Raw genomic sequence first — 15,223 nt, forward strand, 5'->3', positions numbered from 1 at the left:
GACGAGCGGGCGCTCAGACGATTGCGCGGAATGCCCCCAGGAGGATGACAGTGAGCAGGAGCAGCGCGATGATTGCGAAGCGACCCGTCCTCCGGGGCCGGGCCGCTCTCGGCTGAGCACCGTCGGGCACTGGTTCGCCATCCATGTACGTCACCGTCAAGTAGAGGATCTCGGCGTCTTTGACGACGATCACTTCTCCCTCGTAGGCCTCGAGTTGTCCCCCAGGCGGACGGATGCTGATGGCGCCGATCAGGGTGAGTGCCTTTGGCATGCCTTCTTCGCCGACATTGCCGTAGGTGTCCACGTAGCCCTGGACCCAGGTGCCCTCCTTCAGACGGACCCCCACGAAGTTGCGTGCCTCGGGCTTTCTGTTGAAGACATAGCCCCAGGAGTCCCGATTCGGGTCCTCCGTGCGGCGGGTGGAGATGAGTTCGTCGGCCCGCTTGCTCCCCAACCACCAGGCGCCGCAGGCGGCCACGCTCAGAAGGACGAAGCCCACGATCACGAACGCTTCGAAGCGCTCGCGGGCATACAGCGCGGGATCATCGAGGAATCGAACGACCTCCGTGTGAACCGATGGCGACAGCAGCGACGCGATCGCGACGACGAAGCCGAACGACGCCGCGATCGCGGTACTGACGAAGATGGCCGTGGCCGTCTCGCGAAAGGTGGACTGCTTGATGCGGGGGCGGTGGCGTTCGCGACTGATGGCGAACATGACACCCGGAAGGATGAGGAGCACGTAGAACGCGACGCCGACGAGGTCTGTGGGCACGCGTCATCTCCAGACTCCGAGTGATAAAATCGCGCCACAAGGTCGTTGGAGGATGCCATGGCGAACTACTCGGGTAACGCGCACTATACGACGATGCAGAGTCACGCGATCGAGCACGCCCAGCAGCCTGTGAACAATCGTGTCGAGCCGACGGTTCGTCCGGCCAACCAGTTTCCGAAGCCGCCGAGCGACTCGCCGTCACGGGCATCGCGCTGATCGCGCTTTCGTCACTTCAGAGAGCCTTGCTGCTGACGCAGCGAGGCTCTCTTGTTCGTGTGGTGAGGTGTCAGCGAATCCCTATCGACGAGCTTTAGCGTCCGGGCTATGTCGCTGCTCGCCCCACGACGCCCCCGTCCCGCCCCCTTGGGTGTCACCGTGGCCGTGCGCATCGCCGCGGCCTTGTCGTTCGTCTACGGGCTGGGGTGCATCGCCCTCGGATCGTGGTTGAGCGTCGCGCTCGCGACCGGGCGCGGGATGGGCGCCGACACCCACGAATACCTCGTGTTCCGCGGGGTGACGACGACGATCGTCTTCTCGTTCCTGGCGGGCGCGGTGTTCGTGACCGAGGCGTTCCTCGTGCTGCGTGGTGCCCGGGGTATCGGGGTCATGGTCGTCGCGGGGATCGTCGCGTTCGGCGGAGTGGTCGGGGAGGTGATCGAGGCGGTCACGGGCGGAGACCCCGGGTCCCTCGCGATCGGCGCGGGCGTCATCGGCGCGGCGGCCCTGCCCGCGGTGTTGCTCCTCCTTCCCCGTGCACCCCGGTCGGCGCCGCCCGCCGCCCCGGAACCCGCGCCCGGCGTCACACCGTCGCCGCAGCCATGAGGACGACGGATGCCGCCATGGCACCGATCTGGGCACGGTCCAGCCGTGTCGGCATCCGTCGCATCGTTTCGAGGGACAGTGCAACGTAGGCCGCCGCTACACCGACGAGCACGGGGGCCAGGGCGAGTCCGTGGGCATGGCTGGAGGGGCTCGTGTGCGAGACCATACCGAGCTGCAGCGCCCCCATGACGACCATTCCGAGAGTCGTATGGACGGTCATCAGCGCGGGCACGCGCGGCGTGCGGCGCTGCCGCGGACGCCGCCGCACCGCGAGCGCGACGGCACCGATGAGCAGCAGCACGGTCCACCACACCGTAGCGACCACGCCGAACACCGCGGCATCCAGCATCGCGAGCAGCATCAGCACGGATGCCGCGACCTCGGGCGGCCGCACCCGCGCGCGATCGGCTGCCAGACAGCAGGCGCCGACCGCGGCGGGGGCGACCGCCCAGGCGTGGAGGATCTCGCTCATCGGTTCAACAGTGGTGCGCGTCGCCGTGCCCGTCGTGACCGTGCGTGCTGTGGTCATGACCGTGCGCGCCGACCGCCTCATCCGCGTGCGGGCCGTGGCCGTGCCCGTCGGCATGCGCCGTCGGCGCGCAATGCGTGTTCGCCGGCGCGGGGACGTTCAGGACGGGATTGCGCTCGAAGAAGTTGTACGGCTTCAGTGTGAACTTCGCGTAGTCCATCGGCATGACGGGCCAGTCCTCGTTGCGCGGGAAGTGCGTGAGTCCGAATGTGTGCCAGAGCACCACGTCTTCGCCGACGAGCGGTTCGTCGCCCGCGATGAAGGCCGGGATGCCGGCACCACCCGGGTGCTGATTGACGAAGTCGCCCGCGGCGTATCGCTCATCGGGGTCGTACTTCGTCACGAACAGGTTCTTCGTGGCGAACGCCGCGCGCGCGGCGATCGAAGAGGCGTCATCGGCCAGCAGCACCGGAGTCTCGGTCGGGAACAGCATGTACGACGTCGCCTGTCCGCGCTCCGTCGTCTTCTCGGTCGAGGCGATCTGCCACACGCGGTTCACGGCGCCGTCGGCGACGCGGCCCGACACCTTCTCCGACGTGATCGGCGTCACCTTCTTCGTGAAGGCGTTCCCGGCGGGGTTCTCGGCCGAGATGGGCACGCGCACCGCGTCGATCTCGTTCACGACGTTCGCGACCCCGTCGACGGTCATGTCGAGCCGCGCCGAGAACAGGTGCTGATGGTACGGCGCCCCGAGGCCCGGCGCGACCTCCGAGGCGTACGGGTAGCCCTCGCCCGGGTAGGCGGAGGTGAACAGGATGCCGGTGAGCTTCGCCTCGCACTCGATCGTGCCGTCGAGGTACAGGTACCAGTAGAAGCCGTAGTCGTAGTTGCCGACGGTGGTGAAGAACGAGATGACCAGCCGCCGTGAGCGGCGCACCTCGCTGGCGCCGGTGAAGATGTCGGTGTGCTTCCAGAGGGTGCCGAAGTCCTCCTCGTGCATGCACACGGCGTTGCGGATGGTGCGCGGCATCCCGTTCTCGTCCGACAGCACGGCGTCGACGTAGGTGATGTCGCCGACGCAGTCGCAACCGAGCTCGAGCTCGTTCGTGTACCGGCCGAAGAGGTACTCGCCGGTGTCGAAGTAGTTCTGCCAGAACCGGTTGGGCGCGGGGTCGGCGTAGGGCACGACCATCTCGCTGATCGAGCCGCGGTACATCACGGGGCGCCCGGCGAACGAGAGCTGACGCAGGATGAGCCCCTCGCGGGTGTCGAAGCCGATGCGCAGGTCCCATTCGCCCCACGTCACGTGCTCCTCGTCGACGGTGAAGCTCGCGCCCTCGGGCTGGGTGATCACGATGGGCTTGAGCCCCTCGAGGGGCGGGCCCTGCAGCTCGGGATCGTCGAAGTTGCCGTGCGTCTCGGGCACCGTGAAGCCGGGGGTGTCGACGATCTCGATGATCCGGCGGTCGGCGACGTCGATGTAGGCGGTGAGGCCGTCGACGGGGTGCGCCCACGGGTGGTCGGCGGGGTGGTCCTGACGGAACGCGAAGGTGCGCAGCACGCGGCGCCCGACCTCGTTCTCGTAGCCGTAGTGGCCGGCTGAGAGCGGCACGAGCACGACGTCGGCGGTCGTGAGGCCGCGCGCGGCGAGGGCGGCGACCCACTCGGCGCTCTCGTTCGCGATGACTCCGACCTCCTCGAACTCGGCGTCGAGGATCGGCAGCTGCCCGTCGGAGCCGTCGAGCTCGGTCGAACGCAGCACGATGCCGGTGGCGAGCGAGACGACGAGGTCGAGTGAGTGGGCGGTGCGCAGGTTCAGCAACTGCACCCGGGCGCGGCGCTCGGGGAAGGCGGCCTCGCCGCGCTCCCACGCGAGAACCTCTCCCTTCGGCGCTTCCTCGAGGCCGACGTAGGCGAAGCGGGTCGCCTCGTCGAGCCCGTCGAGGCCCGAGACGATCGCGTGGACCGTCGTGATCTCGGCGGGGGAGAGCGATGCCAGCGGATGGGCCGGAGCCGGAGGAGCGGTGAAGGCGGTGGACGTCGGGTCGGTGAGGGTCATGGTGTCTCTCTCGGATGGGGCGGGGAGGGAAAGGAGCGGGAAGGATGCCGCGGCGCCGGGCCGCGGCATCCGGTCATCCCGCGATGGTGTCGGTGAGCTTGGCGTAGGCGGCGGGTCGGCGACGGCGGATCCAGGCGGCCTGGACGTACCCGAGGGCGGGGAAGACGAGCACGAGCGCCAGGAGGAACCAGGTGACCGCGCCGAAGACGGGGGTCCCCTCGCCGTCCACGTCGCCGACCATGATGGGGAAGTAGACGACGATGATGACGGCCGACACCGCGAGCCCGACGAAGCCGAGGGCGGGAGCGATGATCGTGTTCCACACGCGCCGGTCGGCGCGGGTCCGGGCGAAGTACACGATCACGGCGACGGAGGTCGCGGCCATCAGCACCGCGATGGCGAGGGTGGCGACCCCGGCGAACCACGTGAACACCTGCAGCAGCGGGTCGAGGTTCAGCACCGCGAAGACCGCCGTGAGCACCGCGGCCGTCGCCGTCTGCACGATCGACGACACGTGCGGCGAGAGGTGGCGCGCGTGGACGCCCCCGATGCGGTCGGGCAGAACCCCGGCTCCGGCCATGGCGTGCTGGTACCGGGTGAGGACGTTGTGGAACGACAGCACGCACGCGAACATCGAGGTCAGCAGCAGGACGTTGACGACGATCTCGCCGACGGTGCCGAGGTAGAGCGCGACGGTGCGGAGCATGAGGGTGCCGGGGTCTGCCGCCGCCTCCATGATCCCGCCGGGGCCCCAGGCCATCACCAGGCCCCAGGACGCGAGGGTGTAGAAGATACCGATACCGATCACGGCGCCGTACGTGGCGCGGGGGATCGTCCGGTCGGGATCGCGTGCTTCGTCGCGGAAGATCGCCGTCGCCTCGAACCCGATGAACGCCGCGATGGCGAACATGAGCCCGACACCGGGCGAGCCGCTGAAGACGTTCGCCGGCTCGAACGGTGCCGCGCTCAGGCCCTCGGGGCCGCCGTTGAACACCACGGCCGCGACGAGCGCGAGCACGATGGCGACCTCGGCCACGAGAAGAACGCCGAGCACCTTGCTCGACAGGTCGATGTGCCGATAGCCCAGGATGCCGACGAGCCCCACCACCGCGAGCGCGTACAGCCACCACGCGAGGTCGGGACCCCCGAGCGAGACGACGGTGATCTCGAGCAGGTAGCCGATGTAGCCGTAGACCGAGACCTGGATCGTCGTGTACGTGAGCATCGCCGTCCACGCCGCGGCCAGGCCCGAGGGGCGGCCGAGGCCGTAGCCGATGTACGTGAAGAAGGCGCCGGGCTTCGGGACATGGCGCGTCATCGCGGCCAGGCCCACGGCGAACAGCAGGAGGATGACGGCGCTGACCGCGTACAGGGTCGGGAAGCCCGCCCCGTTTCCGATCAGGATGCCGAGCGGTGCGGCGCCGCCGACGACGGTGAGCGGTGAGGCGGCGGCGACCACCATGAACACGATCGCCGTGACACCGAGGGAGCCCTGCAGCGTCCGCTTCGCCGACGCCGCCACCCCCTTCGATTCGAGCTGGGTCATATCGATTCCTCCGGGATGTCGGGTAAGGGGGAGCGTTCGTGGGTCGAGGTTCCTCCGCCGTCATTGCCTGTCCGTGTTGCTCCGGTGAAGGTGTGACACGCCTGACTGAGACGCCCGACGCCCCCGGTCTCATTCGAAGGTCACGAGCACGAAACATGCGGTTCGTCCGGGTGCAACGCCCGGCGCGTACGGTCGTCAGCACCCGACGGAGACCACGTGACTGCACTCGCCCGCGCCATCGCGCGCCCCGATCCCGTCGCCGGTTTCGGCGACCGTTCCCCGCTGCACGGACTCGACCGGCGCCGTATCGGCATCGTCGATCTCGCGGCGCAGTCGGTCGCGGCGGTCGCGCCGGCGGCGGCGGCCACGACGGTCGTGCTGCTCGTTGCGGGCTTCGCGCCGGGGGCGACGGTCACCGCGATCGTGGCCGCCGCGATCCTGAGCCTCGGGGTCGCGCGCACGGTCTCGCAGTTCGCGCGCCGCTTCGCCGCCACGGGAGCCCTCTACACGTACACCGCGCGCGGTCTCGGCACGCGCGCGGGTCTCGCCGCGGGCGCGGCGATCCTCACGGGGTACGGTGCGGTGGCCATGTTCGCATTGCTCGGCGGCGCGTACTACGCCACCTACCTGGTCGCGGGACTCTGGCCGTCGATCGATCGAGCGCTCGTGACCGCGCTCTTCGTCGTGGGGCAAGGCGTTCTCGTCGCGTTCGTGCTCGTCCGCGGCATCCGGATCTCCGCCCGCGCGGCGCTCGTCGTCGAGACGCTGTCGGTCGCGCTGATCGTGGTCCTTCTCATCGCGCTCCTGGTGAAGATCGGCCCGCTCGACCTAACGGCGATCGCGGGGATCGGCGGGGCCCAGCTCGACCCGACCGCGTTCGCGGCAGCCGCCGTGATCGCGCTGACGGCCTTCGTCGGGTTCGAGTCCGCGGCCACCTTGAGCGTCGAGTCGGTCTCGCCGCTGCGCAACGTCCCCCGCGCGATCACCGGCACCGTGGTGCTGTCGGGGCTCCTCTACGTCCTCGCCGCCGTGACCCAGGTCGCGGGTTTCGACGCGCTGGGCGCCGATCTCGCCACCAGCGCCTCACCGGTCAACGAGCTCGCCGAAGCGTACGGCCTCGGCGGCTGGGGTGTCGTCGCCGACCTCGGCATCGCGGCATCCTTCCTGGCGTGCGCGATCGGCACGACCACCGCGCTCGTACGCGTGCTCTTCGCTCTGAGCCGCGACGCCGTCCTCCCGGCCGCGATCGGTCGCACTCATCCGCGCTTCGGAACTCCCGCGACGGCGGTGGCCGCGGCGTTGCCGCTCATCACCGCGCTGCCGGTCGTGGTGGTCGCCGCGGGGATCGACACGCGCGATGCGATGCACGTGACGATCGGGCTCGGTGCCGCGGGCTACATCATGGCGTACATCCTCGTGTGCGTGGCGGCGCCCTTCTTCCTCCGTCGTATCGGCGAGTCGACGGTCGGTTCCACGGTGGTCGCCGGCGTCTCGGCGCTCGCGCTCGCCGCCGCCCTCGTGTCCTTCTTCGTCGACGACCTCTCGTCCGGCGGTGCGATCGTGGTGATCGTCGCGGGGCTGACGGCCGTGTGCGCGGTCGTCATCACGCTCCTCCGTCGACGACACGGGTCCGGTGCGCTCGGGGTCTACGACGAGCCTGTCGCGGCGCAGGTGCTCGGGGGAGTGGTCTCGCCGCGGCATCCCGACGATGCGTGAGCAGCCGGCGCTCGCCGCGCGTCAGCCCGGTGCCGTGCACTCCGCGCTCGCCGTGCTCGAGGCCGTCGCTCAGCTCGGCGCCGGTGTCAGCGCCCAGCGCCTCTCGGCCGAACTCGGTCTGCCGCGCGCGACGACGTATCGCCTCGTGAATCTGCTGGTGGAGGACGAGTACCTCGTGCGCACCCCTGACCTCGCGGGGTTCGCGCTCGGCGCGAAGGTCGCCCAACTCGCGGCGGTCGTGGCTCCGCCCGCGCGGCTGTCGTCAGCTGCCCGAGCGGTGCTCGCCGAGGCGCGTTCGACCCTGCGCGGGGGAGTGCACGTAGCGCTCTTCGTCGACGGGCGGATCGCGGTCGTGGATGCCGACCCGGACTTCCCCCTCTCAGACGAGGCGCGCCTCGCGCGCGAACCCGCCCGCTACGCGCTCGGTCGGCTCATGCTGCTGTCGCAGGGCGACGCGGGGACTCCCGAACTCGACCGCGCCCGCGACGATCTCGCTCGCTGGGGTGCGACACGCCAGAGCGGCGAGCTGATCGCCACCGCCGGCTGCCTCGCGGTTCCGATCGTCGACGCGAGCGGACTGGCCGCGGGAGCCGTGGCTTTCTCGGGTCCGCGGCATCGCGTCGACGAGCCCGGGGACGTGCTCTCGGCGCTGCGCCCGGCGGCCGACGCCCTGGCCCCGCTGATGGTGTGACGCGGATCGGGTAAGCTGTTCACGGCTCTCCGCGTGGCGGCATCCAGGCCAACTCCCCCAGGACGGAAACGTAGCAAGGGTAACCAGGCTCTACCGGGTGCGCGGAGAGTCTTTTCTTTGCCTGGAATTGCTGTCTCGGCTCAGCGCCGCGCGAACGGCCCGTCGAGCACCGCCCACTGCAGCAGCATGATCGTCTTGGCATCCTGGATCTCACCCGTGCGGATGCGCTGGAGCGCGTCGTCGATGCCGTATTCGACGATCTCGATCTCCTCGCCCTCCTCTTCGAGGCCGCCCCGATCGCCCACGCGCGTCGAACCGTCGTACGCCGCGGCGAAGAAGTGCAGGCGCTCGGTGACCGAGCCGGGGCTCATGTAGACGTCGAAGACGTGCTCCACCTCTTCGACGCGGACACCCGTCTCCTCCTCGGCCTCGCGACGGATCGCGGTGAGCGGATCGTCGTCGTCGAGCAGACCCGCTGCGGTCTCGATGAGCATGCCGTCGGGGTGGTCGTTGACGTACACGGGGTAGCGGAACTGCCGCGTGAGCAGCACGGTCCGCCGCGTGGGGTCGTAGAGCAGGATCGTCGCGCCGTTGCCGCGGTCGTACGTCTCGCGCTTCTGCGTGAGCCACTCGCCGTCGTCGCCGCGGTACCGGAAGGTCGTCGCGCGCAGCACGTGCCATCCGGCGGCGAGGAGCTCGACGTCGGTCACCTCGACGCGGGGATTGCGGTCGAGGTCGCGGCCGGTGAGGTGCAGGCCGGTGCGACCGCGGTGGTCGGGCACGGTGGTGCCGGGGAGCGCGTCATCCATGATTCGGAATAATAGTGCAGGAACGTGCAAGAATGTGAAGCGTGATGCTCGCAGCCTCCCGAAAAGACGCCCTGCTCGAGCGGCTCCGTCGCGACGGACGCCTCGTCGTGAAAGACGTCGCCCTCGAACTCGGGCTTTCCGAAGACAGCATCCGTCGCGACCTCCGAGAACTGGATGCCGCCGGCCTCGCCGTCCGCGTCTACGGCGGGGCTCTCCCAGCCTCGCCGGCGGTCGCCGACTACGACGCGCGGGGGAGGGTGGCGCGATCGAGCAAGGCCCGCGTCGCCGCGGCCGCGGTCGAGCTCATCGAACCCGGTGCCACGGTGCTCCTCGACGGCGGAACGACCGCCCTGGCGCTCGTGGAAGCGCTGCCCCGCTCGTTCGCCGGCACCGTGATCACGCATTCGCCGACGATCGCCGCCGCCCTCCTGCACCACGACGCCGAGGTCGTCGTGATCGGCGGCCGGGTGTTCAAGCACTCGGCGGTCGCGTGCGGTTCCGCGGCGGTCGAGGCCGCCCAGAGGATCAGCGCCGACATCTTCTTCCTGGGGGTGACGGGTGTGCACCCCGCGGCGGGGTTCACGACGGGGGATGCCGATGAGGCGGCGATGAAGCGCGTGCTCGCCGAGCGGGCCGCCGAGACGTTCGTCCTCGCGAGCGAGGAGAAGCTGGGTGCGGCCTCGCGCTTCGGCATCCTTCCCCTCGACGGGGTGACGGGAATCGTCGCCGATCTCGACCCCGCCACTCCGCTGGCGGCCGACCTCGAGGCCGCGGGTGCGCACGTGCGGTATGCCTCGACGCCGAAGCAACCCCGGAGCGATGTCGGGGGCCCGCAATAGGCTGGAACACGTGACGCAGAGCATCTACATCACGTCGGCCGAGGGGCACTCGGGCAAATCCACCGTGGCTCTGGGTGTCCTCGACGCCCTCAGTCGCGTCACTCCGCGCGTGGGGGTGTTCCGCCCGATCGCGCGCTCGACCGCCGAGCGCGACTACGTGCTCGAGATGCTGCTCGATCATGACGGGGTCGAGCTCGACTACGACGACTGTGTCGGCGTGACCTACGACGACGTCCGCGACGACGCCGACGCGGCCCTCGGTCGCATCGTCGAGCGTTACAAGGCGGTCGAGGCGCAGTGCGACGCCGTGGTCGTCATCGGCAGCGACTACACCGACGTCGGCAGCCCCGCCGAGCTCGCCTACAACGCGCGGATCGCGGCGAACCTCGGCGCCCCGGTGCTCCTCGTCCTCGGCGGCCGTGCCCAGCAGGGACAGGGCGAGACGCTCGGCCTGTCGGTGGCGCGCACCCCGCACGAGGTCGGTCAGATCGCGTCGCTCGCGGTCGCCGAGCTCCTGCACGAGCGGGCCGAGGTCTTCGCCGTGATCGTGAATCGCGCCGATCCCGACCAGCTCGACGGGGTCGTGGCATCCGTTCGTCAGATCATCGACACCCTTCCCGTCACCCCGTCGGCCGAGCGTCGGCCCGTGCCGGTGTGGGCTCTCCCCGAAGACCGCTTCCTCATCGCCCCCTCGATGCGCGGTGTTCTGCGCTCGGTCGAGGGCGAGCTCATCAAGGGAGACCCGGAGCTGCTCACCCGTGAGGTGCTCGGGGTGGTCGTGGCCGGGATGTCGATGGTCAACGTCCTTCCGCGGCTCAAAGAATCGGCCGTCATCGTCATCCCCGCCGATCGCAGCGAGGTCCTGCTCGCCACACTCCTCGCGAACGCCTCGGGGACGTTCCCGTCGCTCGCCGGCATCGTCCTCAACGGCGGGTTCGAGCTGCCGGATCCGATCGTCCGTCTCATCGACGGCCTCGGTTCGCCCCTGCCGATCATCGCCACCGATCTCGGAACCTACGACACGGCCGTCCGCATCATGAACACGCGCGGACGCCTCGCCGCCGACTCGCAGCGTCGGTATGACACCGCGCTCGCGATGTTCGAGCGTCACGTCGACACCGCGCTGCTGACGCGAGAGCTCGGCGTCGCCCGACCCAGCGTCGTCACCCCGCTGATGTTCGAGTACGGCCTCGTCGACCGGGCCCGCACCGACAAGCGCCGCATCGTCCTGCCCGAGGGCACCGACGACCGTGTGCTCCGGGCGGCGGCCACGGTGCTCTCGCGCGGCATCGCCGACCTCACGATCCTCGGCGAGCCGATCGAGGTCCGCGGGCGCGCGATCGAGCTCGGCATCGACATCCGCGACGCCGAGGTGCTCAGCCCCTTCGATGCCGTGCACGTCGACAAGTTCGCGACCGAGTACGCCCGGCTCCGTGCGCACAAGGGCGTCACGTACGCCCAGGCCGCCGACACCGTCACGGACGTGTCGTACTTCGGCACCCTCATGGTTCACATGGGCCTCGCCGACGGCATGGTCTCGGGCGCCGCCCACACGACGGCCCACACCATCCGCCCCGCCTTCGAGATCATCAAGACGGCCCCGGGCGTCTCGGTCGTCTCGAGCGTGTTCCTGATGGCCCTCGCCGACCGCGTGCTCGTCTACGGAGACTGCGCGGTCATCCCCGATCCGACCAGTGAGCAGCTGGCCGACATCGCCGTGTCGTCGGCGGCGACCGCCGAGCAGTTCGGCATCGAGCCGCGCGTCGCGATGCTCTCGTACTCGACGGGGGAGTCGGGCACCGGCGCCGACGTCGAGAAGGTTCGTGCCGCGACCGCCCTCGTGCGCGAGCGTGCCCCTCAGCTGCTGGTCGAGGGTCCGATCCAGTACGACGCCGCGGCCGACGCGGCCGTGGCCCAGGCCAAGATGCCCGGCTCCGAGGTCGCGGGCCGCGCGACGGTCTTCGTCTTCCCGGATCTCAACACCGGCAACAACACGTACAAGGCCGTGCAGCGCTCGGCCGGCGCCGTCGCGATCGGGCCGGTGCTCCAGGGCCTCAACAAGCCCATCAACGACCTGTCGCGCGGCGCGCTCGTCGACGACATCGTCAACACCATCGCGATCACCGCGATCCAGGCCCAGGGGAGCAGCAAGTGAGCGTGGTGCTCGTCGTCAACAGCGGTTCGTCGTCGTTCAAGTACCAGCTGCTCGACATGCGACACGAGCGAGTGCTCGCCTCCGGCCTCGTCGAGCGCATCGGCGACCCTTCGACAGGCTCAGGGACCGGGGGAACAGCGAAACACACCGTCGAGGCGGCCGCCCTCGCACCCGGCGACGAGGCGCCCGCGGTCACGGATGCCACGTACACGATCGAGCGTGAGATCCCCGACCACACGGCCGGCTTCGCCGTCATGCTCGAGGCGTTCGCCGCCCACGGGCCCTCGCTCGACGAGCATCCGCCCGTCGCGGTCGGCCACCGGGTCGTCCACGGCGGAGCGCGGTTCTTCGAGCCCACCGTCGTGACGCCGCTCGTCGAGATCAACATCGACGAGCTCTCGGTGCTCGCGCCCCTGCACAACCCGGCGAACCTCGCCGGCATCGTCGCGGCGAAGAAGGCTTTCCCCGACGTGCCGCACGTCGCCGTCTTCGACACCGCGTTCCACCAGTCGCTCGCTCCCGAGGCCTACACCTACGCGATCGATCGCGAGATCGCCGAGGCCCACCGCATCCGCCGTTACGGCTTCCACGGCACGAGCCACAAGTTCGTCAGCGAGGCCGCGGCGGCCTTCGTCGGCCGCCCGCTCGGCGAGCTCAAGCAGATCGTCTTCCACCTCGGGAACGGCGCCTCGGTCACCGCCATCGAGGGCGGCCGTTCGGTCGACACGTCGATGGGCCTCACCCCGCTCGAGGGGCTCGTCATGGGTACGCGCTCCGGCGACCTCGACCCGGCCGTGCTGTTCCAGCTCGCGCGTCGCGCCGACATGTCGATCGCCGACCTCGACACGCTTCTGAACAAGCGCTCCGGCCTCCTGGGCCTCGCCGGTGTCAGCGACATGCGCGACATCGGTGAGCGACGGGATGCCGGAGACCCGGCGGCGCAGCTCGCCTTCGACGTCTACATCCACCGTCTCCGCGCCTACGCGGGGGCGTATCTCGCCCAGCTCGACGGCGTCGATGTGATCTCCTTCACCGCCGGGGTGGGAGAGAACTCGATCCGCGTGCGCGAGGAGGCCATGGCGACCCTCGGCTTCGCCGGCGTCGAGATCGACCCCGAACGCAACGCGACGCGCGAGCGCGGCATCCGCCGGATCTCGACCGACGCCTCGCGCGTGGAGGTGCTCGTGGTCCCCACGAACGAGGAGCTCGAGATCGCCCGTCAGACGCTGTCGGTCACCTCCGGGGTCACCTTCGGTCGCATCTGATCTCGCCCCCGTTCCCGCGGCACCCCTGGTGCGTGGGCGTCGACGGCGCGTGTGAGCATCGGCGGATGCCCTTCCTCCGTCGTTCCTCAGCCGCGCGCGCTGCGCGCATCGATCATCGGGTGACCGCTGACGGCATCGTCGCGATCGTGGATGTGACCACGACCACCCGCCTCACGGCCGACGAGGTTCATGCGATTCTCCAGGCCGACACTGTTCATCCGGTGTGGGGGAGGCGGCAGGTGCGACGCGCCCGCAGGCGCATGGGAGGGGAGGAGACCAGGCCTGCCCCGGGAGCGGAGTGTCCGATCCGCCCCCTGGTCTCGGTGATCCTGCCGGTCTACGACGGCGAGCGATACCTGGCCGAGACTCTCGACGCCGTCCTGGCCCAGACGTTCGTGGACTTCGAGCTCATCGTCGTCGACGACGCGTCGAGCGACCGATCGCTCGAGATCGCGCGGCGGGTCACGGCGGGGCTGTCGCATGTCCGGGTGGTGTCGCTGGGGCGCAACACGAGGAAGTGCGGGGCGGTGGCGATCGGTCTCGCGCTGGCGGCGGGGCGCTACGTCATGGAGATCAACGCCGACGACGTGCTGGAACCCGACGCCCTCTCCCGCCTCACCGCGCCGGTGCGCGACGGCGTCGAAGCGGACTGCATCTTCGGCGATCACACCGTCATCGACGCGCGGGGTGTCGTGCGGCCGCAGGCAGCCCAGCGGTGGTCGCGCTCGACCGGACGCGCCGACCTGACGGCGGGCGCTGTCGCGGACGCGCGGCGACGGCACCTCCGTCACGGTCTCGTCCCGGCGGCGGTGTGCGCGCTCATCCGGCGCGACGTCGTCGGCGCGTGGCCGGCCTTCACCGAGGCTCACACCGACTACTGGCTGGCGTGGCGCGGGGTGCGTCGCGAGCGGGTGTGGTTCGTCGGTCCCGAACCGCTCGCGCGCTACCGGGAGCACGAGGGCGGAATCACGCGGTCGTTCCACTCCCGACGTCGCGCGCGAACGCGTCTCGTGATGGATGCCGCGGTCCTCCGTTCGATCCGGCTCCGCGAGGCGCCCGCGCTGCTCCGACGGTTCGCGGATCACGGCTTCGACCTCGTCTTCGGCCCCGCCGCGCGCGACCGGGCGCGGATGCTGGTGCGCCGGCGGGCGTGGCAGCACGGCGAGTTCGACGAACCTTCCGCTCGCTGACTCGCTCACCCGCGGAGGTGTCGGAGGTTACCCGCCACTACGCTGGAAGCACGACGCGGCGTCGCGTCCGCACGCCCCGCCCTGCGATCTGGAGCCCGCCGTGACCGACACCCCCGCCCTGCCCGACCTCACCGCGTACGAGGGTGTGCTGTTCGATCTCGACGGCGTGCTGACGCCGACCGCCGAGGTGCACATGCGGGCCTGGAAAGAGATGTTCGACGAGCTCTTCGCGGCCTGGAACATCGAGCCGCCGTACACCGATCGCGACTACTTCGAGTACGTCGACGGCAAGAAGCGCTACGACGGCGTCGCGAGCCTGCTGCGCAGCCGCGACGTGGAGGTTCCGTGGGGCGATCCGTCCGACGACCCGTCCGAAGACACCGTGTGCGGCGTCGGCAACCGCAAGAACGCCGTGTTCTCGCGCATCCTCCGTGCCGAGGGCATCGCGCCCTACCCGGGTTCCGTCGCCCTGCTCGACGTGCTGCAGGCCGCGGGGACGCCGATCGCCGTCGTGTCGAGTTCGAAGAACGCCGTCGAGGTGCTCGAGGCGGCGGGGCTGCGCGACCGATTCCCCGTCGTCATGGACGGGGTCATCGCCGAGCGCGACCACCTGGCCTCCAAGCCGGCTCCCGACGTGTTCGCCGAAGCGGCCCGTCTGCTGGGCGTCGATCCCGCGCGATCGGTCGCCGTCGAAGACGCGCTGAGCGGCGTGCGTTCCGCGGCCGCAGCCGGGTACGCGGTGGTCGTGGGCGTGGATCGCGGCGTCGGAGCCGGCGATCTCACGGCGGCGGGTGCCACGGTGGTCGTCGACGACCTCGCGGCGTTCGTAGACTGAGCCGTCGCCTCGCGGCATCCTGAGCCCCATCCCTCGCGCGCACACCCGAGTC

At 70.2% G+C, this 15,223-nt stretch carries 14 protein-coding genes and 1 other RNA gene; 10 read left to right on the forward strand and 5 right to left on the reverse strand.

The genetic code is table 11. The annotated features are described in order from the left end of the window. Window positions 1–13: 13 nt before the first annotated feature. Window positions 14–775 carry a DUF6338 family protein gene (locus P2P98_RS09900; protein WP_275799503.1) on the reverse strand — a complete coding sequence of 254 codons (762 nt, stop codon included), beginning with the start codon at window positions 773–775 and terminating at the stop codon, window positions 14–16. A gap of 57 nt (window positions 776–832) precedes the next feature. On the opposite strand from P2P98_RS09900, the gene P2P98_RS09905 reads away from it, so the two are divergent. Together P2P98_RS09905 and P2P98_RS09910 are read left to right on the forward strand one after the other, a co-directional pair. Beyond that, on the forward strand, window positions 833–991 hold the full coding sequence (locus P2P98_RS09905) for a hypothetical protein (protein WP_275799504.1): 159 nt from the start codon (window positions 833–835) through the stop codon (window positions 989–991). A 108-nt stretch (window positions 992–1,099) separates the two neighbouring features. Beyond that, a complete protein-coding gene (locus tag P2P98_RS09910; RefSeq protein WP_275799505.1) occupies window positions 1,100–1,597 on the forward strand; it encodes a hypothetical protein in 498 nt (165 codons plus the stop codon). On the opposite strand, the gene P2P98_RS09915 is transcribed toward P2P98_RS09910, so the two are convergent. The 3 genes from P2P98_RS09915 to P2P98_RS09925 all read right to left on the reverse strand — a co-directional run bounded on the left by P2P98_RS09915 (window position 1,575) and on the right by P2P98_RS09925 (window position 5,671). Continuing rightward, the gene (locus P2P98_RS09915; protein ID WP_275799506.1) at window positions 1,575–2,069 is read right to left on the reverse strand and encodes a hypothetical protein; all 495 of its coding nucleotides are present in this window, start codon (window positions 2,067–2,069) and stop codon (window positions 1,575–1,577) included. The two genes, P2P98_RS09910 and P2P98_RS09915, sit on opposite strands and share 23 nt — an antisense overlap. 4 nt (window positions 2,070–2,073) lie before the next feature. After that, on the reverse strand, window positions 2,074–4,125 hold the full coding sequence (locus P2P98_RS09920) for a primary-amine oxidase (protein ID WP_275799507.1): 2,052 nt from the start codon (window positions 4,123–4,125) through the stop codon (window positions 2,074–2,076). Between the two features lie 73 nt (window positions 4,126–4,198). Beyond that, window positions 4,199–5,671 (reverse strand): APC family permease, encoded by a 1,473-nt coding sequence (locus tag P2P98_RS09925; protein ID WP_275799508.1) that lies wholly within the window; start codon window positions 5,669–5,671, stop codon window positions 4,199–4,201. A 216-nt stretch (window positions 5,672–5,887) separates the two neighbouring features. Between P2P98_RS09925 and P2P98_RS09930 the strand changes: the two genes are divergently transcribed. The 3 genes from P2P98_RS09930 (at window position 5,888) to ffs (ending at window position 8,195) form a co-directional block, all read left to right on the forward strand. After that, on the forward strand, window positions 5,888–7,387 hold the full coding sequence (locus P2P98_RS09930) for an APC family permease (protein ID WP_275799509.1): 1,500 nt from the start codon (window positions 5,888–5,890) through the stop codon (window positions 7,385–7,387). Continuing rightward, entirely contained in the window at window positions 7,380–8,078 is a 699-nt protein-coding gene (locus P2P98_RS09935) for a helix-turn-helix domain-containing protein (protein WP_275799510.1), read from the forward strand. Before P2P98_RS09930 ends, P2P98_RS09935 begins: the two co-directional genes overlap by 8 nt. Window positions 8,079–8,098: 20 nt before the next feature. Further along, window positions 8,099–8,195, forward strand: an RNA gene (gene ffs / locus P2P98_RS09940) — signal recognition particle sRNA small type. A 23-nt stretch (window positions 8,196–8,218) separates the two neighbouring features. Here the strand turns inward: ffs and P2P98_RS09945 are convergent. Then, complete coding sequence (locus P2P98_RS09945) at window positions 8,219–8,887, reverse strand: NUDIX domain-containing protein (protein ID WP_275799511.1); 669 nt, start codon at window positions 8,885–8,887, stop codon at window positions 8,219–8,221. 44 nt (window positions 8,888–8,931) lie between these two features. Between P2P98_RS09945 and P2P98_RS09950 the strand changes: the two genes are divergently transcribed. The 5 genes from P2P98_RS09950 (at window position 8,932) to P2P98_RS09970 (ending at window position 15,171) form a co-directional block, all read left to right on the forward strand. Further along, window positions 8,932–9,726 (forward strand): DeoR/GlpR family DNA-binding transcription regulator, encoded by a 795-nt coding sequence (locus P2P98_RS09950; protein ID WP_275799534.1) that lies wholly within the window; start codon window positions 8,932–8,934, stop codon window positions 9,724–9,726. Between the two features lie 10 nt (window positions 9,727–9,736). Next, window positions 9,737–11,881, forward strand: a complete 2,145-nt coding sequence (pta, locus tag P2P98_RS09955) for a phosphate acetyltransferase (RefSeq protein WP_275799512.1) — start codon at window positions 9,737–9,739, stop codon at window positions 11,879–11,881. Continuing rightward, window positions 11,878–13,146 (forward strand): acetate kinase, encoded by a 1,269-nt coding sequence (locus P2P98_RS09960; RefSeq protein WP_275799514.1) that lies wholly within the window; start codon window positions 11,878–11,880, stop codon window positions 13,144–13,146. Before pta ends, P2P98_RS09960 begins: the two co-directional genes overlap by 4 nt. Window positions 13,147–13,211: 65 nt before the next feature. Continuing rightward, window positions 13,212–14,336: a glycosyltransferase family 2 protein gene (locus tag P2P98_RS09965; protein WP_275799516.1), complete on the forward strand. Its 1,125-nt coding sequence runs from the start codon at window positions 13,212–13,214 to the stop codon at window positions 14,334–14,336. Window positions 14,337–14,436: 100 nt separating this feature from the next. Beyond that, complete coding sequence (locus P2P98_RS09970; protein WP_275799517.1) at window positions 14,437–15,171, forward strand: beta-phosphoglucomutase family hydrolase; 735 nt, start codon at window positions 14,437–14,439, stop codon at window positions 15,169–15,171. Window positions 15,172–15,223 lie beyond the last annotated feature (52 nt).

It is taken from the genome of Microbacterium sp. Kw_RZR3, from assembly GCF_029222405.1.
GTDB lineage: Bacteria > Actinomycetota > Actinomycetes > Actinomycetales > Microbacteriaceae > Microbacterium.